This window comes from Rahnella victoriana (assembly GCF_021276285.1).
In the GTDB taxonomy this organism is placed as follows: Bacteria; Pseudomonadota; Gammaproteobacteria; order Enterobacterales; family Enterobacteriaceae; genus Rahnella; species Rahnella victoriana.
In genome coordinates, this window is record NZ_CP089919.1 from 1412567 (window position 1) to 1439232 (window position 26666).

15 protein-coding genes and 1 pseudogene are annotated in these 26666 nt (G+C 52.4%); 13 read left to right on the forward strand and 3 right to left on the reverse strand.

From position 1 onward, the window contains the following. Positions 1-154: 154 nt before the first annotated feature. Positions 155-634: an Hcp family type VI secretion system effector gene (locus J9880_RS06550; protein ID WP_131694062.1), complete on the forward strand. Its 480-nt coding sequence runs from the start codon at positions 155-157 to the stop codon at positions 632-634. Positions 635-908: 274 nt separating this feature from the next. Further along, positions 909-2261, forward strand: coding sequence for a glycerol-3-phosphate transporter (gene glpT / locus J9880_RS06555; protein ID WP_095924222.1), 1353 nt, complete (start codon positions 909-911; stop codon positions 2259-2261). Positions 2262-2309: 48 nt separating this feature from the next. Here the strand turns inward: glpT and J9880_RS06560 are convergent, their stop codons facing one another. Genes J9880_RS06560 through J9880_RS06570 form a run of 3 tightly spaced genes read right to left on the reverse strand, consistent with a single transcriptional unit; the run spans position 2310 to position 5860 of the window. Then, on the reverse strand, positions 2310-3386 hold the full coding sequence (locus J9880_RS06560) for an ABC transporter ATP-binding protein (RefSeq protein ID WP_133823991.1): 1077 nt from the start codon (positions 3384-3386) through the stop codon (positions 2310-2312). 27 nt (positions 3387-3413) lie between these two features. Continuing rightward, entirely contained in the window at positions 3414-4778 is a 1365-nt protein-coding gene (locus J9880_RS06565; protein WP_232770236.1) for a phosphohexomutase domain-containing protein, read from the reverse strand. 56 nt (positions 4779-4834) lie between these two features. Further along, a complete protein-coding gene (locus J9880_RS06570) occupies positions 4835-5860 on the reverse strand; it encodes a LacI family DNA-binding transcriptional regulator (protein WP_408637230.1) in 1026 nt (341 codons plus the stop codon). 272 nt (positions 5861-6132) lie between these two features. Here J9880_RS06570 and J9880_RS06575 point away from each other — a divergent pair, with 272 nt between their 5' ends. The 11 genes and pseudogenes from J9880_RS06575 to J9880_RS25075 all read left to right on the forward strand — a co-directional run bounded on the left by J9880_RS06575 (position 6133) and on the right by J9880_RS25075 (position 26460). Continuing rightward, on the forward strand, positions 6133-7392 hold the full coding sequence (locus tag J9880_RS06575) for an ABC transporter substrate-binding protein (protein WP_133823993.1): 1260 nt from the start codon (positions 6133-6135) through the stop codon (positions 7390-7392). A 4-nt stretch (positions 7393-7396) separates the two neighbouring features. Further along, positions 7397-8266 (forward strand): carbohydrate ABC transporter permease, encoded by an 870-nt coding sequence (locus J9880_RS06580; protein WP_095924218.1) that lies wholly within the window; start codon positions 7397-7399, stop codon positions 8264-8266. Further along, the gene (locus J9880_RS06585) at positions 8266-9129 is read left to right on the forward strand and encodes a carbohydrate ABC transporter permease (RefSeq protein ID WP_232770447.1); all 864 of its coding nucleotides are present in this window, start codon (positions 8266-8268) and stop codon (positions 9127-9129) included. The genes J9880_RS06580 and J9880_RS06585 overlap by 1 nt, the downstream gene beginning before the upstream one ends. A gap of 13 nt (positions 9130-9142) precedes the next feature. Then, complete coding sequence (locus J9880_RS06590; RefSeq protein WP_232770448.1) at positions 9143-10693, forward strand: alpha-amylase family glycosyl hydrolase; 1551 nt, start codon at positions 9143-9145, stop codon at positions 10691-10693. Continuing rightward, positions 10680-11741, forward strand: coding sequence for a glycoside hydrolase family 130 protein (locus J9880_RS06595; protein WP_232770449.1), 1062 nt, complete (start codon positions 10680-10682; stop codon positions 11739-11741). The genes J9880_RS06590 and J9880_RS06595 overlap by 14 nt, the downstream gene beginning before the upstream one ends. Positions 11742-12045: 304 nt before the next feature. Then, positions 12046-13675 (forward strand): annotated as a pseudogene (locus J9880_RS06600) (ShlB/FhaC/HecB family hemolysin secretion/activation protein). 12 nt (positions 13676-13687) lie between these two features. Further along, a complete protein-coding gene (locus J9880_RS06605; protein WP_232770237.1) occupies positions 13688-22660 on the forward strand; it encodes a hemagglutinin repeat-containing protein in 8973 nt (2990 codons plus the stop codon). A 3-nt stretch (positions 22661-22663) separates the two neighbouring features. After that, positions 22664-22924: a hypothetical protein gene (locus J9880_RS06610; protein ID WP_232770238.1), complete on the forward strand. Its 261-nt coding sequence runs from the start codon at positions 22664-22666 to the stop codon at positions 22922-22924. 77 nt (positions 22925-23001) lie between these two features. After that, positions 23002-24180, forward strand: coding sequence for a VENN motif pre-toxin domain-containing protein (locus J9880_RS06615; protein ID WP_232770239.1), 1179 nt, complete (start codon positions 23002-23004; stop codon positions 24178-24180). Beyond that, positions 24180-24440, forward strand: coding sequence for a hypothetical protein (locus J9880_RS06620; RefSeq protein WP_232770240.1), 261 nt, complete (start codon positions 24180-24182; stop codon positions 24438-24440). Before J9880_RS06615 ends, J9880_RS06620 begins: the two co-directional genes overlap by 1 nt. Positions 24441-24513: 73 nt before the next feature. Continuing rightward, a complete protein-coding gene (locus J9880_RS25075) occupies positions 24514-26460 on the forward strand; it encodes a VENN motif pre-toxin domain-containing protein (RefSeq protein WP_269812096.1) in 1947 nt (648 codons plus the stop codon). Positions 26461-26666 lie beyond the last annotated feature (206 nt).

Here is a 26666-nt window from a genome sequence, read left to right on the forward strand (position 1 = left end):
TAATTATAACTGTGATCTTCGGTGTGTTTATGGTGAGTTTTTTTCCTGACATTGCGATACAGTCAATTGGCGCGTTTTTCCTGCTAATGCTAGTTTTCGTTTTTTTATTCTCGCGGTAAATTTTACACGCTCGGATTATATAAGGATATAAAATATGTCAAACCCAGCTCACATTTGGTTAACTGATGAAAATGGCTCGCCTATTGTTGGGGGATGTCTGATACCCGCCAGGCTCGGTTCCATTGAGTTAAAATCATTATCACACAATGTTAATATTCCTGTTGATCAGCACATGGGAAAATTAACAGGAACAAGAATTCATTCACCGATTATTATGCAAAAAGAGTTTGACCAAACCACACCTATTCTTTTCCGGGCATTATGTGAAGGCCGCACATTGCAATCCGCAATCATAAAAATGTATCACATATTGGATGCGGGGATTGAAAGTGAATACTTCCATATTATTTTAGAAAACGTCAAAATCACCTCTATTTCCCCCTATTTGCTCCCAAATGGTATGACAAGTACACATATAGAAAATATCGAATTACGTTATCAAGCCATAACATGGAAAAATGTAGAAGGGAATATAATATACAAGGATACGTGGAATGAGCGCATGACAGCTTAATGCCGAAAAGAATGTCTGACGATTTAGAATGAGTCTTTTGATATGTCACGAACCTGCCAGGCGGAGCTTTGGCTCCGCCTTTTTTGTTTCTTATTGTCACCCTCGCTCACAAAATCGCCTCCCTCTGTAATAAAAATGTAACATTTCCGTCATAAATCACAGTTCGTTTGTGCGCGAATGGCTAAAGTGATGTTCGTTTTAGAACACACTGGATCCACCATTTCGTCCGTGGCTCATGATGAGTCCGACCTGATTTATGCCATCGGAGGCATTTATGCTCAGTATCTTTAAACCCGCGCCTCACAAAGCTCCTGTTGATGAGGCTCACGTCGATCCGCTTTACCGCCGTCTCCGCTGGCAAATCTTCATGGGGATTTTCTTCGGTTATGCGGCCTATTATCTGGTACGCAAAAACTTCGCACTGGCTATGCCTTATCTGATTGATCAGGGTTTCTCGCGAGGCGATCTGGGTTTTGCGCTCTCCGGGATTTCCATTGCTTACGGCATCTCAAAATTCATCATGGGTTCGGTGTCTGACCGTTCGAATCCGCGCGTCTTTCTGCCCGCCGGTTTGATTCTGGCGGCCGCGGTGATGCTGTTTATGGGCTTCGTTCCATGGGCGACCTCCAGCATCGCCATCATGTTTGTGCTGCTGTTCCTGTGCGGATGGTTCCAGGGAATGGGCTGGCCGCCGTGCGGACGTACCATGGTGCACTGGTGGTCGCAGAAAGAACGCGGCGGCGTGGTGTCGGTGTGGAACTGCGCGCATAACGTCGGCGGCGGTATTCCTCCGCTGCTGTTCCTGCTCGGCATGGCATGGTTTAACGACTGGCACGCGGCGCTGTATATGCCCGCTTTCGGCGCGATTTTACTGGCGGTGTTTGCCTTCATGACAATGCGCGATACGCCGCAGTCCTGCGGTCTGCCGCCCATTGAAGAATACAAAAACGATTACCCGCCGGACTATGTCAAAGAGTCTGCCGAGCAGGAACTGACAGCAAAACAGATTTTCATGCAGTACATTTTGCCGAACAAATTGCTGTGGTATATCGCGCTGGCTAACGTCTTTGTTTATCTGCTGCGCTACGGGATTCTCGACTGGTCACCGACTTACCTGAAAGAAGTGAAGCATTTTGCGCTGGATAAATCCTCGTGGGCGTATTTCCTTTATGAATACGCAGGCATTCCCGGCACGCTGCTGTGCGGCTGGATGTCGGACAAAGTCTTCAAAGGCAATCGCGGCGCAACCGGCGTGTTCTTTATGGTGCTGGTGACCATCGCGACGGTGGTGTACTGGCTCAATCCGGTCGGCAATCCGGGCATTGATATGGCCTGTATGATCACCATCGGCTTCCTGATTTACGGGCCGGTGATGCTGATTGGTTTACATGCGCTGGAACTGGCACCGAAAAAAGCGGCGGGTACCGCCGCAGGCTTTACCGGGCTGTTTGGTTATCTGGGTGGGTCGGTGGCTGCGAGCGCCATCGTCGGGTATACGGTGGATTACTTTGGCTGGGACGGCGGATTTATCGTGATGATCGCCGGTTGTGTGCTGGCCGTTCTGCTGCTGTTACTGACCATGCTGAGTGAGAACAAACATAAAGCGCAGCTGGCGAAAAATGCTTAATTAACGTTGATGTTCGTCGAAAAGGCACCGAAAGGTGCCTTTTTCTATTTAACGCGACACTGCGGGGATCCGCCGCTGTTCCTCATCGAACAGCAACATACCGGACGTATTAAACCCGGCTGTCAGCGTCTCCGATTGGGCAAAAGAAAGCTGTCTGGAAGATTTGATTTTTACGCCATGCTCACCGAATCGCGCATACACCAGCGTTGAGTCGCCCTGCAATTCAGTGAAATCCACCGTCACGTCAAAATGATGATCCGTGGCTTCGTTCAGGCGCAACAACTCAGGGCGGATCGCCAGCGAAACGGACTGGCCCTCCCGCGCCGCCGGAAATTTATCCCCCAGCGGAAATCGTGCTTTTCCGTCAATCACCAGATGGCGGTCAATCACCTGCGCCGGGATCACATTGATTTTCGGCGTGCCAATAAAACCGGCGACAAACAGACTGGCCGGACTGTTGTAGAGTTCCACCGGCGTACCAATCTGCTCGATGTGCCCTTTGTTCAGCACCACAATCCGGTCGGCCAGCGTCATGGCTTCGACCTGATCGTGCGTCACGTAAATCATGGTGTTTTTCAGACGGGTATGCAGCTGACTGATTTCCTGCCGCATCTGCACACGCAACGCGGCATCAAGATTCGACAAAGGCTCATCGAATAAAAACACCTCCGGCTGCTGGACTATCGAACGGCCAATGGCGACCCGCTGACGCTGCCCGCCGGACAGGTTTTGTGGCAGCCGGTCAAGCATCTCATCAAGGCGCAGGATCTGCGCCGCCTGCTGAATGCGTCGTTCAATTTCATCCGGCGGCGTGCGGATATTCTTCAGGCCAAAGGAAAGATTCTGACGCACAGTCATGTGGGGATACAGCGCGTAAGACTGGAAAACCATCGACAGCCCGCGCTGACCGGCGGGCAAATCCGTGACATCTTTTTCGCCAATGCTGATGCTGCCGGACGTCAGTTCATCCAGCCCGGCAATCAGACGTAATAATGTGGATTTCCCGCACCCCGACGGCCCGACCAGAACCAGAAACTCCCCGGCATGAATATCGAGGGATAAATCAGGGATAACCGGCGCTTTATCATAATATTTCTGGATATTTTTCAGCGATAAGCCTGACATAACGTTGTCCTGTATGGAGTGAAGGGATTACGCATGGATAAGCGCGAGAAGCGCCCGGGTACTTTCAGCCAGCAATGAAGGAGACTGCCGCGTTTCCACGTTAAGACGCAGCAAGGGTTCGGTGTTGGAAGGGCGTAAATTAAAACGCCAGCACGCAAACTCCATACTGAGTCCGTCCGTTTCACTGATGTTCAGCGCCTGATTTTCGTAATGTTGACGAACCCTTGCGATCACCGTTTCTGGCAGCACAGCCGCAATGTTCAGCTCTCCCGATACCGGGAAAAGGGTTTTTCGCTGAGCGATCAGTTCTGACATTTTCTGAGAACCGCCGCTGAGTTGCTGTAACACCAGCAGGGCCGGGATCATTCCGCTGTCGCAGTAGCCGAAATCACGGAAGTAGTGATGCGCGCTCATCTCGCCGCCGTACAGGGCATTTTCGCTACGCATTCTTTCTTTGATGAAGGCATGACCGGTTTTGGTTTCGATGGCAACGCCGTGATGAGCATGGATAACATCGCGGGTATTCCAGACCAGTCGCGGATCATGAAGGATTTTCTCACCCGGCTCGCGCTGCAAAAACCATTTCGCCAGTAATCCGACAATGTAATAGGCTTCCACGTAGTCGCCCTGCTCGTCAAAGATGAAGCAGCGGTCAAAATCGCCGTCCCAGGCAATACCCAGATCCGCCTGATGCGCCCGTACCGCATCGCGTGTCGCCATGCGGTTCTCCGGCAACATCGGGTTGGGAATACCGTGGGGGAACGTGCCGTCCGGCTCATGGTGAATTTTTATCAGTGTCAGCGGAATGCGGCGTTGCTGAAATGCCTCTTCCAGCGCATCCAGTGTCGGCCCCGCCGCACCATTTCCCGCATTGACCACCACGCGCAGAGGTCGTCCGTTTTGCAGCGTAAAATAGCTGAGCAGACGCGCAAGGTACGCCCGGCGGTTCGACACTTGCTGATAATGGCCGCGTTGCGCCGCCACCGCAAAGACCGGGTTTTCAGCCAGTTGCTGAATATCCTTTAATCCGCTGTCGCGGCTTACCGGCCTCGCCTCTCTGCCGACGATTTTCATGCCGTTGTAATTATCCGGGTTATGACTGGCGGTGATCTGGATCCCACCATCGGCCTGCAAATCACGGGTCGCGAAATAGACCTCTTCACTGCCGGTCATACCGATATCGATGACGTCCGTTCCCTGATCCATTAATCCCCGTGCGACGGCCTGCTTGAGTGCAGCAGACGTCAGGCGGATATCACTCCCCAGCACCACCCGCTGCGGACGGTAAAATTGGGCAAATGCGGCACCAATACGGCAGGCAATATCTTCATTGAGTTCAGAACCCAGCACACCACGAATATCATAAGCTTTAAAACAGGTTAATAAGGCCATATTTCATCCTGAAAATTGACATCAGTAATTCAGACTTCATGGCAATACCGGAAATATCAGGTCGAGCCACGTATAATCAGCGTAAATCCGAGATCGTAATCAATATTCGACTTTCCGCTTAATAACAGACTGGCGGCCATTTCGCCTTTTTTAACCGGATCCTGTGAAATGGTCGTCAGGGCAATTTCATTACCGGTGCGCGGTATATTATCGAAACCGGTAATAGCGATATCCTGTGGGACAAATAATCCCGCTTTGCGGCAATAATTCGCCGCACCCTGTGCAAATCGGTCAGACAGACAAATCAACGCGGTGATGGCCGGATTGCGTACCAGTAATTCTCTGGCGGCCATTTCACCACATTCTTCATGGTGACGTGTCTCACAAAGAAAACAGGAATTCAGTGCAATATTTGCGGCAAGAAAAGTCTCCACGCAGGCATTTACCCGCGTGAGCATGACGTCATTATCCCCGGCAACAGGATCGGTCAGCGGCTTTATTCCCTTACTGCCCTGCAACGACGGAAATGAAATAATTCCGAATTCGCGGTGGCCTTTTCCCAGCAAGTGCTGGCAGATTTCATGCATCGCCTTGCGGTTATCAATCGACACGCTGCTGTGCGGCGGAATACGGAAATCCGTCGTCACGACCGGCACCTTTTTAGCCAGCGCTTTGGCGATGATCTGGTCGTTATTGTGCGTCGCATTGAGTATGTAGCCATCAACGGCCGTATTGATGGCGCTCACGCGCGGGCCTTGTTGGTTATGTAACGGGATCAGGATGAGGCTGACGCCTTCTTTGTCACATTCCGCAGCAATGCCCTGCATCAGTTGTACGTCATGCCTGTCGGTAAACGCATAACTGAGGGTGTCGTTAAAGATAATACCTATCGCATTCGATTTACCGGTGCGTAATGCCCGCCCCACATTATCCGGACCATAAAAATTCACCGAGTGAGCGTAATCGATAATTCGTTTTTTTAATGATTCTGACAACTTCCCCGGATTATTAAAGGCATTAGATACCGTCGTGTGCGTCACGCCTAATTCTCTGGCAATCGACTTCAGTGTTATCTTACTCAGTGTGAATACTCCCTGATGTTTAAATAATACAATCAAAACACAAGCACAGTATTAGACCGCCCACAGTTAGTCATAAGAAATTGTGTTTTGCAATGAATATAAAAATAAAGTTTAACGTTAAACAAAATCATTTGTGTGACGGCAATAACATTTATTCACCAAATGTCCATGCTAGCGTTTAAATAGAAACTAACTCATATAATAAAAATATGAATAATCCATAAATATAATTACGGATTATAAATCCAAACCTAACGGAAATAGGAATTCGGATGAAAACACTCAAACTGGCTGCTATTGCGGGGCTTACGCTATTAATTTCAGGCTGCGGACCGGACGAGAAAGATCAGACGGCGATAAAGATGTGGGTGGCGCCTAATATTACCCAGGAAAGATACTGGGGTGAAATCGTCAAAGAATGGAACAGCCATCCGGAAAACAGAAAAGTGGAATTCACCGCAATTCCGGCGGCGGGAAGTTCTGAAGAAGCCATTATGAATGCGCTGGCCTCAGGGACCGAACCCGACATCTCCACCAATATTTTTATTGGTTTCGCTAAACAGTTATCCGAACTTAAACAGCTTAATGATTATTCTAAAATGCCCGGTTTTCAGGAGCTGGTAGAAACCCGCCATATGGGCAAAGCCGTTTCCAGCTGGCAGTTCGGGGGCCAGCAAACCGTCATCCCGATTTATATCACCCCGATCGTCTACTGGTGGCGCGGTGATTTGCTGGCCGCTCAGGGATTTGATCATGTGCCGACCTCCTACGACGAGATTTACACCCTTTCCGGGCGTATGGCCTCAAGTAAGCAAGGCTATGGCCTGCAACTCACCAGCGGTAAAAACTGGTGGGATCGCTGGTTTGATTTTATTCCGCTGTATTACGCCGCCTCCGGGGGCAGCCCGTATCTTACGGATAATAAATCCACGTTCGATAACGAAGCGGGTGTGGAAGCCCTGAATTTTATGGGGAAAATGTTCGCCAACAAATGGACCAGCTACGACTTTACCGCTGCGGATGATCCGCTGGCGGCAGGTACCGTGCTGGGTGCGGTACGCGGTCCGTGGGATATCGAGCGTTATCAGAAGCAATTCCCTGAGGTGTTAAAAACCATCCGTATCGGCCCGATGCCGACGCAGTCAGGAGAACCCGGAGCGACGATGGCAGACAGCAAAGGGATCGTGATGTTCAGTACCTCAAAAGTGCAGGACGATGCCTGGAAATTCATTCAATGGGTATACAGCAATCCGAAGAACGACTTGCGCTGGCTGGAACTGACGGGGATGCCTCCGGCCCGGGAAGATCTGCAAAGTAACCCGGTATTCAGCGGTTACCTGCAACAGCATCCGCTGGTGAATGACATCGCATCTTATCTGCCGAAAGCCGTACCCCCTGCCGCCGTCACCAAAACGGTGGAAGTCCAGCGGGCAATGACGCAAATGATTGAAAAACTGGTGTTTGATAACAAACCGGTGCCGGACGCCCTGCATGCGTCGTCGCAAGAGATTGACCGCGTGCTGGAGCAGTAAACCGATGATAAAACTGAAAGATTCCACCACCGGAGGCCTTCTGGCCTCCACTTATCTGGGATATTCCCTGATATTCTGGCTCTATCCTTTTATCTGGCTATTTATATTAAGTTTTACAGACTGGAAATTTATTGGTGTTCCTTCCTTCAATGGTGTGAAAAATATTCTGGCGGTGATGCAGAATCCTTTATTCTGGACGTCGATTTATAACGTATTTAAATTTCTGCTTTATTATCTGCCGATCGTGCTTATTTCATCATTATTGTTTGCCTTTGGATTACAACGGATAAAATACGGCAAAGCGTTTGTCGCACTGAGTTTTTTACTGGCCAATGTGTCATCCGGCGTGGCGTATTCCATCGTTTTTTCGAAGTTATTCAGTGAGACCGGCCCGGTGAATACGTTTCTGATGCAATGGTTCGGGATCTCGGTTCCCTGGTTTACGCATCCTGATGTGGCGATGTTATCTGTTGCGCTGATTATCACCTGGAAATTTGTCGGTTATTACGGGCTTATTTTTTATTCCGGTTTGATCACCATCCCGAAAGATATTTACGACGCAGCAGAACTCGACCGGACCTCGCGCGCGGGGAAAATCTGGCACGTCACCTTACCGATGATGAATGCGCAAATCGTCATGGTGCTGGTGCTGGCCCTTACCGTCGCCTTTGCCATTTTCACCGAGCCGTATCTGATCACCGGCGGCGGGCCGCTGGAGAGCACCACCACGCCGATGGTGGTGATGTATGAAGCCGCGTTCAGGCAGATGCAGCCGAGCTGGGCGGCCACGATGTCTATCATCGTCGCCCTGTTCAGTTTCTCGCTGATCTGGATTGTCCGCCGGTGTCTTGAAAAGAAAATCGAGGTTGTATGATGAAGCCATCCACGTCACTTTCTGCGCCGGGAACACGTAAAAAAATCGGGTTTTCCTCCCTCGTGATCCATCTGCTGATGTTCACGCTGGCACTGACCTGGTTATATCCCTATATCTGGATGTTCATGGGGTCACTGAAAAAGACATCGGAAATATATACCACCGGCCTTTTCTCCGGCCATCTGTCTTTCGATAACTATGTCTTTTTATTTGACGGTTCAGGAAAAGCAGAAAAACCTTTTCTGCGCACATTATTCAACTCAATATTTATTACCCTGACGATCACGGTCTACGTCACCCTCACGTCGTCTTTCATTGGCTATGCACTGGCGAAAATGGAATTCAAAGGGCGGGATATTTTTAAAAACCTGCTGATCCTACAAATGGTATTTCCGGCCTTCATGTTTATTATTCCGCATTTCGTGCTGATCCGGGAACTCGGCCTGATGAATTCCTACGGGGCATTAATTTTGCCCTTTGTGATGAACGGCTGGGGGATATTTATGATCTCCCAAAGTTTCAAAGGTACGCCGAACGATTATATTCATGCCGCCCGCCTCGACCACGCCGGTCTGGTGAAAATTCTGCTTCACGTCATGCTGCCGCTGAATAAATCCATTCTCGCCATCGTCGCCTTGTTTACCTTCACCAGCGCCTGGGACAATTTCCTGTGGCCCCTGATCGTCATTCAGGACGCCAGCAAAATGCCGCTTTCCGTGCTGCTGGCGACGTTCAGTAAATCCTACAGCATTTATGTCGGCCCAGTGCTGGCAGGCTCCGTCGTACAGACCCTGCCGATCCTGATACTTTTCATTCTGTTCAGAAAACATTTTCTGCAAGGGATGTCACTTTCACTCAAATAGCAGGATGCGAATGATGAACTGTCAGAAAACATGGCCTGAACGGGTCTTTTATCAGGTGTACCTGCCCTCTTTCTGCGACGGGAATGACGACGGTCTGGGGGATTTTAAGGGGCTGATTTCGAAACTGGATTATCTGGCCGGGCTGGGCATTGGCGGTATCTGGATCACGCCGTTTTATCCTTCGCCGCTGGTGGATAACGGCTATGACATCAGCGATCACTGCGCGGTAGATCCGCGTTTTGGCACGCTGGACACTTTCGATGCCCTGATCGCCGCGTGCCATGCGCGCGATATTCTGGTGGTGACAGACGTCGTGATTAACCACGTTTCAGACCAGCATCCGTGGTTTCAGCAGGCCCTTGACCAACCCGACAGCCCGTATCGTGATTTTTTCTTCTTTCGTCAGGAAATCAACAACTGGACGTCCTTTTTCGGCGGTCCGGCATGGTCTCTGACACCGGATGGCACGACGCATTATTACCATAAATTTTCCCCGCAGCAGGTGTGCCTGAACTGGTCGAATCCGGCCGTCGAACAGGAAACGAAAAAGATTTTCGATTTCTGGATTGCCCGTGGCGTGGACGGCTTCCGTTTTGACGTCATTAATTTTCTGACCACCGACGGCATTGGTGACGATCACCCGCCAGCCGAAGCAGGCGCTGAGCCGCCGCATGAGAAAGACATCAATCAGCCCGGCGTGCTGGAAGTGGTGAAACGGTTATGCCGGCACATCCGTTCACAAGGCGATTTCTTACTGATTGGCGAAGTCGGCAGTGAATCGCTGCCTCTGCTGGTGCCTTATCAGGACAAGGAACGGCTGGACGTGGTGTTCAATTTTAATCTGGGGAGTCAGAAAACATTCGACATTGCAGCCATTTTCGCCGAAATGCAGGCAATGGAAGCCACCCTGTCCGGTTTACCGACCCTGTTTTTCTCCAGTCACGATATGTCCCGCATGATCAGCCGCTTTGGCGAATCGCCCCGTGACACCGGCCGCGCGGTAGCCGTGTTTGCGCTGCAAATGACAGCGCGGGGTCTGCCTTTTATTTTTCAGGGAGAAGAAATCGGCATGACCGATTTTATTCCTGAGAATGTGCAGCAGATGCGGGATATTCAGGGCGTCACTCACTATCACAACGCCATTTCACAAGGCATGAGCGATAAGCAAGCACTCACTTATGCATTGCCATTTTGCCGTGATGCCTCGCGTTCGCTGATCCCCTGGGCACCGGCCGGTGAAGGAACGGAACCGCTGAGTGTTAAAAATGAGAGTGAGTGCTCACAATCAATATTATCGCGGTATAAACAACTGATCCACATCAGAAATCGCCATCCGGCCCTTCAGCAGGGCAGCTATCCGTACCTCACCTTGTTTCAGCAATGCCTGATATTCCGCCGCCAGCTCGGCGGGGAATGTCTGGAAGTGATGATCAATTTCGGTCCCCCTGTCGTCAACGTAGGTTACGGCGATGGCAACACTGTCTTATTCGGCGCAGACACACCGGTGCTGAACAAAAATCACATTCTTATCAAAAAGGTACGCCATGAAAATGCACAGAAGTGAGAAAAACCCGCTGTTAACGCCTGCCGACGTAACGCCTTCCCAGTCGGGCTGGAAAGTGGAGTGCGTCTTTAATGCCGGCGTTTGCTCGTATCAGGGGGAAACCCTGCTGCTGTTGCGCGTGGCAGAAAGCGTGAAATCCGCAGAGGAAAATTGTCTGGAGGTGCCCCTGTTATTGCCGGTGAATGGCGGCTGGCAGGCAGGGACCAAACGGTTTCAGCGCGATGACCCGACGTATGATTTCAGCGATCCGCGCATGATTGTGCTGAAAGCCGATCCGTCACAGGTGTTTCTTACCTCCATGTCGCACCTGCGGTTAGCCCGCAGCCAGAACGGTGAAGATTTCGTGGTGGATGACCAGCCGTTCCTGACGGCAGATACGCAATACGAGCAGTTTGGCTGCGAAGATCCGCGTATCACCCTGATCGACGGTATTTACTACATCAATTATTCCGCGATTTCACCGTACGGGATTTCCACCGCGCTGGCGACCACCACCGATTTTGTCACCGTGACCAAACAGGGCGTCATTTTCTGCCCGGATAACCGCGATGTCTGCTTCTTCCCGGAGAAAATTCAGGGCCGCTATCTGGCGCTGACCCGTCCTTCGCCTAAGCATTTTGGCAAACCCGATATCTGGATTTGTGAATCGCCGGACATGCTGCACTGGGGCAACCATCAGCATTTGCTGGGCAGTGCCTCCGGCGAATGGGATGCGCTGAAACTCGGCGGCGGTGCGCCGTTAATCCGCACACCGCGCGGCTGGCTGCAAATTTATCATGGCGTGGATAAAGACCAGCGCTATTGTCTGGGTGCGATGCTGCTCGACCTGAATAATCCCTTCAACATCCTCGCCAAATCCGCCGAACCGCTGTTACAGCCGGAAGCGATTTACGAGAGAGAAGGATTTTTCGGCAACGTGGTCTTTACCTGCGGCGCGCTGGTGGAACAGGACGTGCTGAAGATTTACTACGGCGCGGCCGATGAATGTATCGCGCTGGCGACCATGCCGCTCGACGCTTTATGGGCGCATCTCGGACTGGCGGAGTGAGTGCAGCAATTAACTTATTTCGGCAATTCCGCCTCCCGGAATTGCCGTCACCCACCTATAACAGAATCGGATAATTTACAGATAAAAATCATTCATTAACTCACCAACACAGAGGTGAATTAAGTTTATTTCATTATTAATATAATTATAGTATTTGATTTATTTATGAGTCCATAACATCATATTGGAAATCATGTCAAAATATTACTTTTAAATTATTCATGGAATGAATTTTGTGTTGTGTAAACATTATATTTTTAAATGCTTATTATCTATTGTTGTCTCCGGGGTCGCCCTGTCTGCAATGGCTGCGCCCCTGAGCCCGGCTGACCGGGGCCTGATCCGTCAGGAACAACAAGATATTTTAAGGCAGAGCCAGCAACAACGTGATGATCTTCAACGTAGTTTCTCTCCCCGCCCCGTCGACGACTCTCATTCAGAAAAAGATAATGGCCCTTGCTTTAACATTCATAAAATATATATAAATAACACAACACTGCTATCAGATAAAAAACAACACGAGATCACGCAATATCATCTTAACCAATGTGTTGGGATGAACCGCATCGCGGAAATAACCCATCAAATCTCTGACTGGTATATTCATCAGGGATATATAACCAGCCGGGCATTTATCTCTGAACAGGATTTATCTCAGGGGGAATTACATATTTCGGTGCTGGAGGGACGTCTTGAGAAAATCACCCTCGAAGGCGGTTCATCTTCGCAGCTCACCATGGCTTTTCCGGGGCTGGAAGGCGGTATTCTTAATCTGCGTGACATCGAACAGGGCATGGAGCAAATCAACCGGTTACGCAGTAATCCGGTGCAAATAGACATTCTTCCCGGCAAAAAATCCGGCTATTCCATTGTTAATCTCACCGCCACGCCGGAATCCCCTCTCAGTGCCTCGTTGAGTTTTGATAACAGCGGGCAAAAAAGTACCGGGACCGGGCAGCTTAGCGGCTCGCTGACCGCCGGTAACGTGCTGGGCATGGCGGATAAATGGTTCGTCAGCGGCGGATAAATGGTTCGTCAGCGGCGGACGCAGCAGCGACGGGGCTACCTCGCATGACGCACAGAACGTACAGGCCGGACTCAGCATTCCTTACGGCTATAACCTGGTCGATTACAGCTACAGCTGGAGCAACTACCTCAGCACGATCGACAACAATGGCTTTGGCTGGGCATCCACCGGCGACAGTGTCACCCACCGTTTAACCGCCTCGCGGGTGCTATTTCGCAACGGCGATATCAAAACCGGTGCATCTGTCGGACTGACACATCAAATCAGCAATAACTACCTCAATGACGTGCTGCTCGACAGCAGCAGCCGCAAACTTTCCAGCCTGCTGTTTGGCCTGAACCACACGCAAAAAATCTTCGGCGGTGTCGCAACGTTAAACCCGACATTCAGCCACGGCGTGTCCTGGCTCGGTGCGGAAGACGACAGCGGTAAACATGACGATATGCCGAAAGCGGGTTTTAAAAAATGGAACCTGAATGGCAGCTTCCAGTTGCCCGTCGCGAACCATTTAGGATGGCTGACCAGCTTCTACGGTCAGTGGTCGCCGGACCGCCTGTACGGCAGCGAACGCCTGACCCTCGGCGGCGAAAGCTCGGTACGCGGCTTCAAAGAACAATATCTCTCCGGCGATAAAGGCGGTTACTGGCGTAACGAGCTGAACTACACACTGTTCACGCTACCGCTTATCGGCCAGGTCAGCAGCGTGGTCGCACTCGACGGCGGCTGGCTGCAAAAAGATCCCAAAGACCCCTGGGCTTCCGGCACGTTGTGGGGCGCTGCCGCCGGACTTTCCGCGGCAAATCGTTATTACTCCAGCCAGCTGACCGTCGGCACACCGGTGAAATATCCCGACTGGCTCGCGCCTGATCATCTCACTATTTATTACCGCATCGCGTTTGTTATTTAAGGGAAAACGATTATGGATAATCATCAAAAACCAACGTGTTTTGCGCAAAACCTGTTGAGTTACCTGATCTGCGGCTTGCTGGCAGGACAACCGGTTTTCCCGGCGTTTGCCGCACCGACCCCGGCGAATGCTGCCACCGGCATCGATAAAGCCGGAAACGGTGTGCCGGTGGTGAATATCGCCACCCCTAACGGGGCGGGAATTTCCCATAACCAGTTTCAGAATTACAACGTCGGCAAAGAGGGGCTGATCCTCAACAATGCCACCGGCCAGCTAAACCAGACACAGTTAGGCGGGCTGATTCAGAACAACACGAATCTGAAAGCAGGCCATGAAGCGCGCGGCATTATTAATGAAGTGACGGGCGCGAACCGCTCACAACTGAACGGCTACACCGAAGTGGCCGGAAAAGCGGCAAACGTGATGGTCGCCAACCCTTACGGCATTACCTGTAACGGCTGCGGATTTATCAACACGCCGAATGTCACGCTCACCACCGGTAAACCGGTATTCGATGCCAGTGGCAACATGCAATCCCTTGAAGTGAAAAAAGGGGCCATCACCATTGAAGGCCAGGGGCTGAATGCCAGTCAGGCGGATGCGCTGTCAATCATTTCGCGAGCGACCGAAGTGAACGCTGAAATTCATGCTAATGCGCTGAACGTTATCGCGGGCGCTAACCGTGTGGATAAAAAGGGCCGTGTGACCGCGATAAAAGGTGAAGGCGCGGCACCGGTCGTGGCGGTGGATACCGGTGCGCTCGGCGGCATGTACGCCAATCGTATTCATCTGGTGTCCAGTGATAAAGGCGTGGGCGTCAACCTCGGCAACCTGGATGCCCGTCAGGGCGATATCACTCTGGAGGCTAACGGCAAACTCACGGTAAAAAACAGCCTTGCCCGTGGCAGTCTGAATGCCAAAGGGGAAAGCGTGACGCTGAGCGGGGAACATAAAGCCAGTGGCAATATGACTGTCAGCGGGCACGACATGACTCTCAGCAACGGGACCTTTGCCAGCGATAACAATATTGTCCTGAACAGCGAGGGCAAACTGACCATCAATAACACCCGTTTAACCACCGGAAACAACCTCAGTCTCACCGCGCAGGATTTCACGCAGGACAGCCGAAGCAGCGTCAATACGGCCCGTGATATCTCCGCGCGCGTCACAGGAACCGCGACCAATCAGGGCCAGCTGATAGCCGGTCACAGCGCTGCCATCAGCAGCGGTTCCCTGTCCAACAGCGGTAAAATCGCCGCCAAAAGCACCACTTCGATCACCGCCACAAAAACCCTGAGCAACGCAGCGGGAGGAGAAATCCTCTCAGATGAGGCGCTGGTCGTGTCTGCGGAAGATACCCGGCAGAGCGGAACGTTGTCCGGCAAAAAATCACTGGCGATAAGCGGACGCTCACTGACCGCGACGAAAGGGTCACTGTCGACCAGTCTGGGCGATGTTTCCCTGAAAACCCATGAGGCAAATCTGGGTGGCGACGTTATTGCTCATGGTGACCTTGCCGTGCAGGCAGAGAGTCTGACCAGCCAGCGCGATGCCCGGCTTCAGTCCGATGGGTCACTGACGCTGACAGCGACGGATGCCACGCTTTACGGGACGCAGGCGGCACAGGACGCCCTGACGCTTACGGCACAAAGTCTGGTTCATGGCGGCGTAACCACAGCGGCGAACCTGACAGTCAACAGCGGACAATTTAATAACCTGAGTGAAGGCTTGTTTTTAAGTCAGGGGTCTCTGGACGTCAGCGCAAACGCCCTTCTCAACACCGGGCAGATCATGGGGGATAACCTGTCTCTGACGTCAAAAACCCTCAGTAACGAGGGCCTGTGGCAAGGAACCTCTGCGCTGACTCTGACGGCGGAGGAATTGCGCACGGGTAACACCAGCCGCACGCTGACCGCAGGCGATCTGACCCTGAATGCGGGTTTACTCAATACGGCAGGTACGTTGCAGGGGCAACATGTTGTTATCTCTGCCCGCGACTGGATGCACAGCGGTTCCCTGCTGGGAACCGGCGATGTGGATGTCTCGCTCGCCCGTACACTGGATAACAGCGGCGACATTTTAAGCGAGGGCAACACCACCCTGACCGCGCAAAGCATCACGAACCGTGGCTCGCTGCTGAGCAATACAGACCTCACCCTGACGGGCGATATGCTGGATAACCGTGGCGCGTTGCAGGGCAATAATCTGCTGATGAACCTGTTATCTGCCACTAACTCGGGAACGGCGATTGGCCTGCAATTGTTGCAGTTTGCCGGACAGGAACTCTTTAATGACGGGCAGTTATTGAGTGGCGGCGCGTTAGCGATCCGCAGCGAAAACATCACCAATAACGGCATCTGGCAGGGACAGAACATTGTGCTGGATGCGCACCAGCTGGTGAACCGGGGCACATTGCAGAGCGCCGATGCGCTGACGCTAAAACTGACCGGTGACCTGACCTCCGCTGCCGGCAGCAAAATTATCGCCAATGGCAACGCGGCGTTGCAGGCGCTAAACCTGACCAACGACGGCCAGTGGCTCGCCAGTAATCTGGTGATTCACGGCGCGTCGCTGAATAACAATGGCGACATCAGCGGCGTCAACGGGCTGGTTGTGGCACTGACCGGCGCATTTACCCAGCAGCAGGACAAAACGCTGTTAACGGGCGGAACTCTGGAGCTGAGCGCGGAGACCGTCAATAATGCCGGGCAAATTCAGGGGGCCGATATTGCGCTGACAAGCCATGCTGTCGGCAACAGCGGGCGTATTCAGGCGAACGCTGACCTCACCCTGAGCGGCAATCTGACCAACCGCGCGACGGGTAGCGTGCTGAGTCAGAACACCCTGAACCTCGCCATGGCAACGCTTGAGAATGACGGTTTGATTCAGGGTGGCGGGACGACAAAGATTGATGCCTCAGCATCCGCCCGCAACGACGGCAGAATACTTTCCGGCGGCGAACTCACGCTTAACTCGGTGAAGCTGACCAACAATAACTGGCTACAGGCCACGTCCCTGCTGCTGAATGCCAATTCCCTTGATAACGCGGGAACCCTGTTTGGCACCTCGAATCTGACGATTCATGCTGACCAGATTGAACACCGAACCACTGGCAAACTTTACAGCGGCGGCAATCTTCTGCTGACCAGCGGCGTTTTTGATCAGCTTGGTCAGGTGGTCGCGCTGGGTAATTTGACCCTGAAACTCACCGATGCCTTCACCGCTAAAAATGTGCTGGCGGCAGGTAACGTGCTGGATATCACCAGCAATGGCGCGATAACGAATCAGAGCGTGATGCAAGGTCAGGCGGTGAATCTGACGGCCGGAGGAGCATTCACCAATTACGGGCAAATCACCACCGGCAGCGGCGCCAGCACCCTTTCCGCTGACAGTATGGCGATGAACGCCTCCGGCACCTTACAGGCCGGTGGCGACGTGACACTGAACAGCCGTGGCAATATTACGGTGGACGGTTTTGTCGGCACCGCAGGCTCACTGACCCTGAATGCCGCCAGCAGCATTCTCAATACCGCCCTGCTCTATGCAGGCAACAATATGTATCTGCTGGCCAACAGCATCCGCAATAACCACGGCGATATTCTGGCCGGTGACAGCCTGTGGATGCAGCGTGATATGGCGGGCCATGCCAACGCCGAGGTGGTGAATACTTCCGGGAATATCGAGACGGTAAATGGCGATATTACGGTGAAAACCGGGCATTTACTGAATGAGCGGGAAAAACTGGAAGTGACAAGCTCTGGCGAAGAGGATCTTACTCAGCAGTATGATTGGCTGACAACAACTGAAGCCTATATTCCTCTGGATATGCTTACAGAGAGCGACTATGGGTATATTTATGGAGAGTCGTGCTCCGGAGGCGGTAGCCCCGGGCATGGTGCTTCACCAACCTGCCACGACTACGCTGTGGCCGCGCCTTACATCAATACGCCTGACAGAGAATTTGCAGTTTCACGTTATTCCGTCACCGTGGATAGCAAAGGTGCAGCCGGACGGATTTCATCCGGCCGCAATATGCTATTAGCAGCCGATTCTCTGGAGAATATTGCCAGTATTGTGCTGGCGAATGGAAATATTAACTTATCCGGAACAACGCTGAGAAATGAGTCATATATTTCAGGTAGTCGCACCCGCTATCAGACTTATGAAATTTTCACTCCAACAAGCTATGCAGAAACGGATTTTTTAGATCCTTCCGTGGATTTCAGAGGAGGCTCTCTTCATTTTGTTGCAAACGGTGAAAACAGAACTGAAAACAATGACTCGACACTCTACCGTTCCGTCATTCAGGCGGGGGGGAATGTCATTGCCAATTTCACCCGCGACATCAGTAACACCACGACCACGGCAAATGCCGGGAGCACCAGCAACACCCTCACGGTTCCGACCCTCGACACGCTTAGCCAGCCTGATGGCGCTCAGCAGCAAGATCTCGCCAACACAGATAGCGCGGATATCACTTCGCCGCAGTGGTACGACAGCCTCACCGATGCAGTGGCGAACATCACCGGTGGTGGCAGCTTGTATCCGCTGCCGTCGGGGAATAACGGCTATTTCGTGCCTGCAACCGACGCGAACAGCCCGTATCTGATCACCACTAACCCGAAACTTGATGGTCTGGGCCAGTTGGATCAAAGCCTGTTTGGCGAACTGTATTCTCTGACCGGAATGCAGCCGGGGAGTGCACCGCGTGAAACCAACAGCGCGTACACCGACCAGAATCAATTCCTCGGTTCGGCGTACTTCCTCGACAGACTCAACCTGCACCCGGAATACGATTACCGCTTCCTTGGGGATGCGGCATTCGACACGCGCTACGTCAGCAACGTGATGCTCAACCAGACCGGTAACCGTTACATCAACGGCCTGGGTTCCGATCTGGAACAGATGCAGTACCTGATGGACAACGCAGCAGGTGCGCAGCAGTCGCTTGGATTAGCGTTCGGCGTGGCGCTGACGGCGGAACAAATCGCCGCGCTCGACAGCAGTATTTTGTGGTGGGAATCGGCCACCATCAACGGTCAGACGGTGATGGTGCCGAAAGTGTACCTGTCACCCAAAGACGTAACGGTGAATAACGGCAGTGTGATTTCCGGCAACAACGTTCAGCTTACGGGCGGCAACATCACCAATAGCGGCAGCAGCATCAATGCCAGCAACAACCTGATCCTCGACAGCCAGAACAGCATCAGCAACCTGAATGCCGGTCTGATGCAGGCAGGCGGTGGTCTGCAGCTTAGCGCCCTGGGCGATATCAATAACATCGGCTCCACTATCAGTGGCAAAACCGTCCAGCTCGAAAGCGTGGGCGGCAGCATTAACAACATCACACAGACCGAACAACTGATGGCGAGAGGTTCAGGTGCCCGGGGAGAGTCTGACAGCTTTGCGGACACCTTTGTCAATCCGGTAGCGAGTATCACTTCTCAGGATGGTATGAGTCTGGTCGCAGACAAGGATATCAACATCGTCGGGGCAGACGTCGCCGCAGGCGAAAACCTCCTGATGCTGGCAGGGAATGATCTGAACCTGAATGCCATAGAAACCAGTCAGAGTGCCAGCCAGGGCAAAAGTGAAACCCACAGCACGGATGTCGCAACCACGACGATCACCAGCGGTAACGATCTGACACTGGTCGCCGGGCAGGACATCAACAGCCATGCCGCAGGGCTGGCCGCAGAAGGCGATGTGGCGATGCAGGCTGGTCGCGATGTGAATCTGATGGCGGAAGAAATCACCGACGGCAACAGCTACAAAGCGAAGAAAAAAGTCGAAATCAATGAATCGGTACGCCAGCAAAGCACCGAAATCATCAGCTCCGGCAACACCACGATTGTCGCCGGACGCGACGTTAACAGCGCAGCGGCGCAGGTGATTGCCAGCGGCGATATCGGCATCGGCGCAGGCCGTGATATCAATCTCGACACCGCGACAGAGAGCGATTACCACTTCAAAGAAGAAACCAAAACCAAAAAAGGGTTCATGAAAAAAACCACCACGCACACGGTGGAGGAAGACAGTGCAACCCGCGAGGCAGGCACGCTGCTCAGCGGCGATAACGTGACTCTCGTCGCCGGAAATGATCTGCGGGTGAAAGGCTCTGCGGTGGTGGGCGACGGCAATGTCAGCCTGAATGCGGGCAACAATATCGACATCGTGGCGGCGACCAACACCGATTCAACCTACCGTCTCGAAGAGAAGAAAAAGAGCGGCATGTTCAGCGGCGGCGGCATTGGCGTCACCATCGGCACCAGTAAATCACGTTATGAAATGAACGATGAAGGCACCACCCAGAGCGAAAGCTTCAGCACCGTCGGCTCGACGGGCGGCAACGTCAGCATTAACGCAGGCGGTCAGGCGCATATCGGCGGTGCGGATATTATCGCCGGAAAAGATTTACGCATCACCGGCGACAGCGTGCTGATTGAACCGGGCCGCGATGCGCGCACCCACGATGAATCGTTCGAACAGACACAGAGCGGGCTGACGATAGCGTTATCGGGCGCGGCAGGCAGTGCGGTAAACAGCGCGGTGACGACGGCACAGTCGGTGAGTGACGAAAGTGACGACCGGCTCGCCACGCTGAAAATCGCTCAGGGTGTGATGAACGGCGTATCGACCGGTCAGGCGATGGAACTGGCACAGGCCACCACCGGCGATGCTTCCACCGCCTTCGGCATCAGCGCCTCGCTGGGGACACAGTCATCCAAATCCGAGAGCCACAGCGGACAAAACACGGCCACGGGCAGCACGCTGACGGCGGGCGATAACCTGTCGATTACCGCCACGGGCGGCGATATCACGGTCATCGGCAGCCAGATTAAAGCCGGGCTGGACGTGGCGCTGAACGCCGCAGACGACATCAACCTGATTTCCTCACAGAACACGCAGTGGCTGAACGGAGAAAACAGCAGCAGCGGCGGCGCGATAGGAATGGGCATCGGCATGGGCAAGGACGGTGCCGGGATTAACATCTCCGCCAGCGGTAACGCCTCCAGAGGCAGCGAGTCGGGCAACGGCACGCAGCATAACGAAACCACAATCGATTCGGGCAACCGTATCAGCATCAACAGCGGCGACGACACAACGATTGCCGGTGCGCAAATCAGCAGCAACAGCGTGGTGGCGGATATCGGCGGCGACCTGACCATCAGCAGCCTGCAGGACAGCGACTATTACGACAGCAGCCAGAAGAGCATCAGCGGCGGGGCCAGCTTCTCCTTCGGCACCATGACCGGCTCCGGCAGCATCAGTGCCAGTCACGACGGCATGAACAGCGACTACAACTCGGTCACTGAGCAGTCGGGTATTTATGCCGGTGACGGCGGCTTTGATATCACGGTAGGCGGGCATACCCAGCTCGATGGCGCGGTAATTGCCAGCACAGGGTCGGCGGATAAAAACAGCCTCGACACCGGCACGTTCGGCTTCAGCGACATCGGCAATAAAGCGGAATACAGCACCGAGCATCAGGGCGCAGGTATCAGTACCGGCGGGAGTATTGCAGAGAACTTTATCGGCAATATGGCGAATGGCGTACTGGTGGGCGCAGGCGGTGAAGGTGAGGCATCAGGCACCACCAAAGCGGCCATCAGTGAAGGCACCATCACCATCCGCGATACCGAAAACCAGCAGCAGGACGTGGCTGATTTGAGCCGTGACACCGAACATGCCAACGGCAGCATCAGCCCTATCTTTGATAAAGAGAAAGAGCAGAAGCGGCTGGAAATCGCTCAGGCGCTGGGGGACGTGGGCAGTCAGGCAATGGATATTGCACGGACGGCTGGCGAGATTAAAGCGATAAGTGCAGGCAAGACGGAGCTGGCAGAAAAAGGCATAACCCCGCCGGGCAAAGAAGGAACAAAAGAGCAATGGGATGCCTACACTGCGGCGCTGAAAGAGACCGGCAGCTACAAAGACACCCAGAAACAGTACGGCACCGGCAGCGACATCCAGCAAGGTATCAGCGCGGCAACGATGGCGCTTCAGGGGCTGGCGGGCGGTGATATGGCAGCGGCACTGGCAGGCGGTGCGGCACCGTATCTGGCAGAGCAAATCAAGAAACAGGTCGGCGAAGATAACGTTGCCGCCAATGCCATCGCCCACGCCATTGTCGGCGGTGTGATCGCAGAGCTACAGGGACGTGACGCCGCAGCAGGCGCGGCAGGCGCAGCCACCGGTGAGCTAATCGCCCAGGTGCTATATCCGGGCGTAAAACGCGAAGATCTGGATGAAACGCAGAAGCAGAAAATCGTGGCGCTGAGTACGTTAGTTTCGGGGCTGGCGGGCGGACTTGCAGGTGATGATACGGCGGGTATTATTGCCGGTGCGCAGGGTGGGAAGAATGCGACGGAATACAATCACTTTAATCTGCCCTCAGGGATGATGGATTATATTGATACAGCAGGCTCGTGGAATCAGTTTGCGGTAGATAATAATCTCTCGCCCGAACAGATACAGGCCGGGCTGGATAAAATAGCGAAAGGAGATTTGCCGGAAGGAGCGAATATCACCAAAGCGATAGTCGAAGGTTATCAGGATGGCGTATTTATGGCCGGTGCTTTTTACCTTGGTCCGACAATAGCCATAGGAAAAGGCATTACCGGGGCGGTGATTGGTGGCGGTGCTAACTCTGCATTCCAGTATATGAATATGGCACCGGGCAGTGAGTTCAGTTATTACAGTGCAGCGGTTGCGGCAGGAGCGGGCTATCTTACTCCGGGTTATAAAATCGGTGGCAACACGCTTATTAATATGGGGGGCGCGTTTATGACGGATGGACCAAGTTTATCAGCCCAGAGCGGCGCTATTGCGGGTTCTGTGTTCGGTGGCGGTTTTGGGAAGTATGCGCCTGACTTGCTGGCGCCTTATGCGGGTAATGCTTCTGGTTTTATTGGGGATATTGGTGGTGCATTTACTTTCGAGTATTTCAATAAAAAAATGAAAGATAGTATGGAGAAGGAATAACTAATGAAGAAGAAACCATCATTTTTTATTCTCGTTCTAACCATAGCTTATTGTTGGCTATGCTTCTTTTTTTTGGGCCTTGTGATTGATGTTGTTGTAATGCTGATTAATATGAAAGGATTTGATTTCAGCATTACAGGATTTATATATTTAGCCAAAATGAGCGGGGTAGCGGGTTTTGCGGCAGGGTTAGGGTCATGGATATTTGCTAAAATAGACGAATACAACGCCCGAAAAAAGCCTCCAACCGATCCTGATAAATAATCTCATTAAGTCACCGATCCCGGCTTTTAAAGGAGAAAGAGCAGAAGCGGCTGAAAATCGCCCAGGCGCTGGGCGATGTGGGCAGCCAGGCGGCAGATATTGCACGGACGGCGGGCGAGATTAAAGGGCTGGAAGCCGCGAAAGCCGCGCATCCGGAACTGAGCGGTAAAGACCTGCTGGAGACTAAAGAGTACAAAGACCCCCAGAAACAGTACGGCACCGGCAGTGACATCCAGCAAGGTATCAGCGCAGCCACTATGGCGCTTCAGGGGCTGGCGGGCGGTGATATGGCTGCGGCACTGGCAGGCGGCGCGGCACCGTATCTGGCGGAGCAAATCAAGAAACAGGTCGGCGAAGATAACGTTGCCGCCAATGCCATCGCGCACGCGATTGTCGGCGGTGTTATCGCAGAGCTACAGGGACGTGACGCCGCTGCGGGTGCCGCAGGCGCGGCCACGGGTGAGCTAATCGCACAGGCACTTTATCCGGGCGTGAAACGCGAAGACCTGACGGAGAACGAAAAGCAGAAAATCGTGGCGTTGAGTACGCTGGCTGCGGGTCTGGCAGGTGGACTTTCGGGTGATGATACCGCGGGCGTTATTGCCGGAGCGCAGGGTGGTAAGAATGCGACGGAATACAATCACTTTAATCTGCCCTCAGGGATGATGGATTATATTGATACAGCAGGCTCGTGGAATCAGTTTGCGGTAGATAATAATCTCTCGCCCGAACAGATACAGGCCGGGCTGGATAAAATAGCGAAAGGAGATTTGCCGGAAGGAGCGAATATCACCAAAGCGATAGTCGAAGGTTATCAGGATGGCGTATTTATGGCCGGTGCTTTTTACCTTGGTCCGACAATAGCCATAGGAAAAGGCATTACCGGGGCGGTGATTGGTGGCGGTGCTAACTCTGCATTCCAGTATATGAATATGGCACCGGGCAGTGAGTTCAGTTATTACAGTGCAGCGGTTGCTGCGGGCGCGGGTTATCTTGCTCCGGGTTATAAAATCGGTGGCAACACGCTTATTAATATGGGTGGTGCATTTATGACGGATGGACCGAGCTTAACTGGTCAGGGTGGAGCCATTGCGGGTTCTGTGTTCGGCGGGGGATTTGGGAAGTATGCGCCTGATCTGCTTGCGCCATATGCAGGATCTTTTTCTGGGGTAATAGGAGATATTGGTTCAGCATCTGTCTTTGAAATATCCAATGATACAGTTAAAGAATTAATAAACAATAAGGATAATAAATAGTGAAGAAGAAAATGACACTTTTTATATTTATTCTCATGTTTATATACATGACTGTAGCCTTTTTTATATTAGGTATCTCCACCCGAATTATAACTGCCATAATTTATACAGGAGATTTTTATCTATCTGTGTCTGGCACGATAAAAGTTGTCAAAATGAGTGTGGTTGCTGGTATTTTTATTTCAGTAGGAACTTTTATCTTTAATCGAATAGATATTTACAACGCCCATAAAAAACCCCCAACCGATCCTGATAAATGACTTTCACAAACGCATATCCCGGTTGCCTGCGCCGGGATATTTTCCCGCTCACTCAGCAAGCCGGATCACCGCAATGAACAGCGACTACAACTCGGTGATCGAACAGTCCGGTATTTATGCCGGTGACGGCGGCTTTGATATCACGGTGGGCGGGCATACCCAGCTCGATGGCGCGGTAATTGCCAGCACAGGGTCGGCGGATAAAAACAGCCTCGACACCGGCACGTTCGGCTTCAGCGACATCGGCAATAAAGCGGAATACAGCACCGAGCATCAGGGCGCAGGTATCAGCACCGGCGGCAGTATTGCAGAGAACTTTATCGGCAATATGGCAAACGGCGTACTGGTCGGTGCAGGCGGTGAAGGTGAGGCTTCCGGCACCACCAAAGCGGCGATTTCCGCAGGCACCATCACCATCCGCGATACCGAAAACCAGCAGCAGGACGTGGCTGATTTGAGCCGTGACACCGAACATGCCAACGGCAGCATCAGCCCTATCTTTGATAAAGAGAAAGAGCAGAAGCGGCTGGAAATCGCGCAGGCGCTGGGGGACGTGGGCAGTCAGGCAATGGATATTGCACGTACGGCTGGCGAGATTAAAGGGCTGGAAGCCTCGAAAGCCGCGCATCCTGAGCTGAGCGGCAAAGACCTGCTGGAGACAAAAGAGTACAAAGACACCCAGAAACAGTACGGCACCGGCAGTGACATCCAGCAAGGTATCAGCGCGGCAACCATGGCGCTTCAGGGGCTGGCGGGTGGTGATATGGCTGTGGCACTGGCAGGCGGCGCGGCACCTTATCTGGCGGAGCAAATCAAGAAACAGGTCGGCGAAGATAACGTTGCCGCCAATGCCATCGCCCACGCCATTGTCGGCGGTGTTATCACAGAGCTTCAGGGACGTGACGCCGCAGCGGGTGCCGCAGGCGCAGCCACCGGTGAGCTAATCGCCCAGGTGCTTTATCCGGGCGTAAAACGCGAAGATCTGGATGAAACGCAGAAGCAGAAAATCGTGGCGCTGAGTACGCTGGCCGCGGGGCTGGCAGGTGGAATTGCAGGTGATGATACGGCGGGTATTATTGCCGGTGCGCAGGGTGGGAAGAATGCGGTTGAGAATAATTATCTGAGTTTTGATCAGGCGCGTGCGTTCGATAAAGAAATGACAGAGTGCAGGGCTTCTGGTCGTGATTGTTCAGACACCATCCTTAAATATGATGTGTTAAACAAAGAGAATCGAGCGGATATGCAGATACAGGTCGCAGAAGATCCATTAACGGCACTCGCTGGTCAGACTAAGTGGAATATTGAGGGTGGCCTTGCCGCAGGTGAGCGTCCTGACTGGCTATACGGATCATTAGATAATGATGATGTCAAAATCTATGTTCTGGATAATAATAGTTATGATTTGAATTATCTGAATGGCAACACCAACATGGGTAATAAAGGGCTGGCCTTCATAGGTGAACCTGAAAACTTCTGGGGTATAGTTGTTGGCGGGGGATCTTTATTTACGTCCTCTGCAACTTTTGGGAATAAATTTATCGGTGCTGGGTTGAGCTATGGAGCTAATGGCGGGGTTCAAATTTTGAATGGTAATACCGGTGATAAATTTGATTATCTGAGCTTTGTCACATCGGGAATTACTGGCGCTGCAGGGGTTGGTAAATCACTGAATTCAAATTTAATGATTAATGTTGGTAACGCGTATTTTACCAGTCAGCTTTCAGGGCAGGATTCAAAGGCAGCCATGATGGGTGCAGCGGCGGGTACAGGAATTGGTTTTGCTGGAGGGACATTGATTACTAATCAGTTGGAAGCAAAATTGATTAAAGATTACTTTGGCATGCCCGCCAGTAGCAATGCAATAAAATATACTGAGAGTTCTTTTGGTCCTGGCTTTTTGTATAAAGGTGGTGACATGAGCCCTATTCCGGGGATTTTTGGTGGTGGGGCTGGTGCAGGTTTCCTTGAATGGGCAGGTAGTGCGACGCAAAACAATGTAAATAAGACAGGTGATAAATGAAACGGCCTTTTACTTTTTTGATTTTTAACATTATGTATTGCTCTGTGTTTTTTGGGATCACATTCCCTGTAGGTATGTGGTTAGTATTTAAAAATACTGAACTCTTTTCATCTGATGGTGTTTTCTATGCCAGGCAAGGGATATATTTTGGAGTGATTTGTGGAATAGCCATCTGGTTCATTTATCGGTTCAATTTACATCAACGC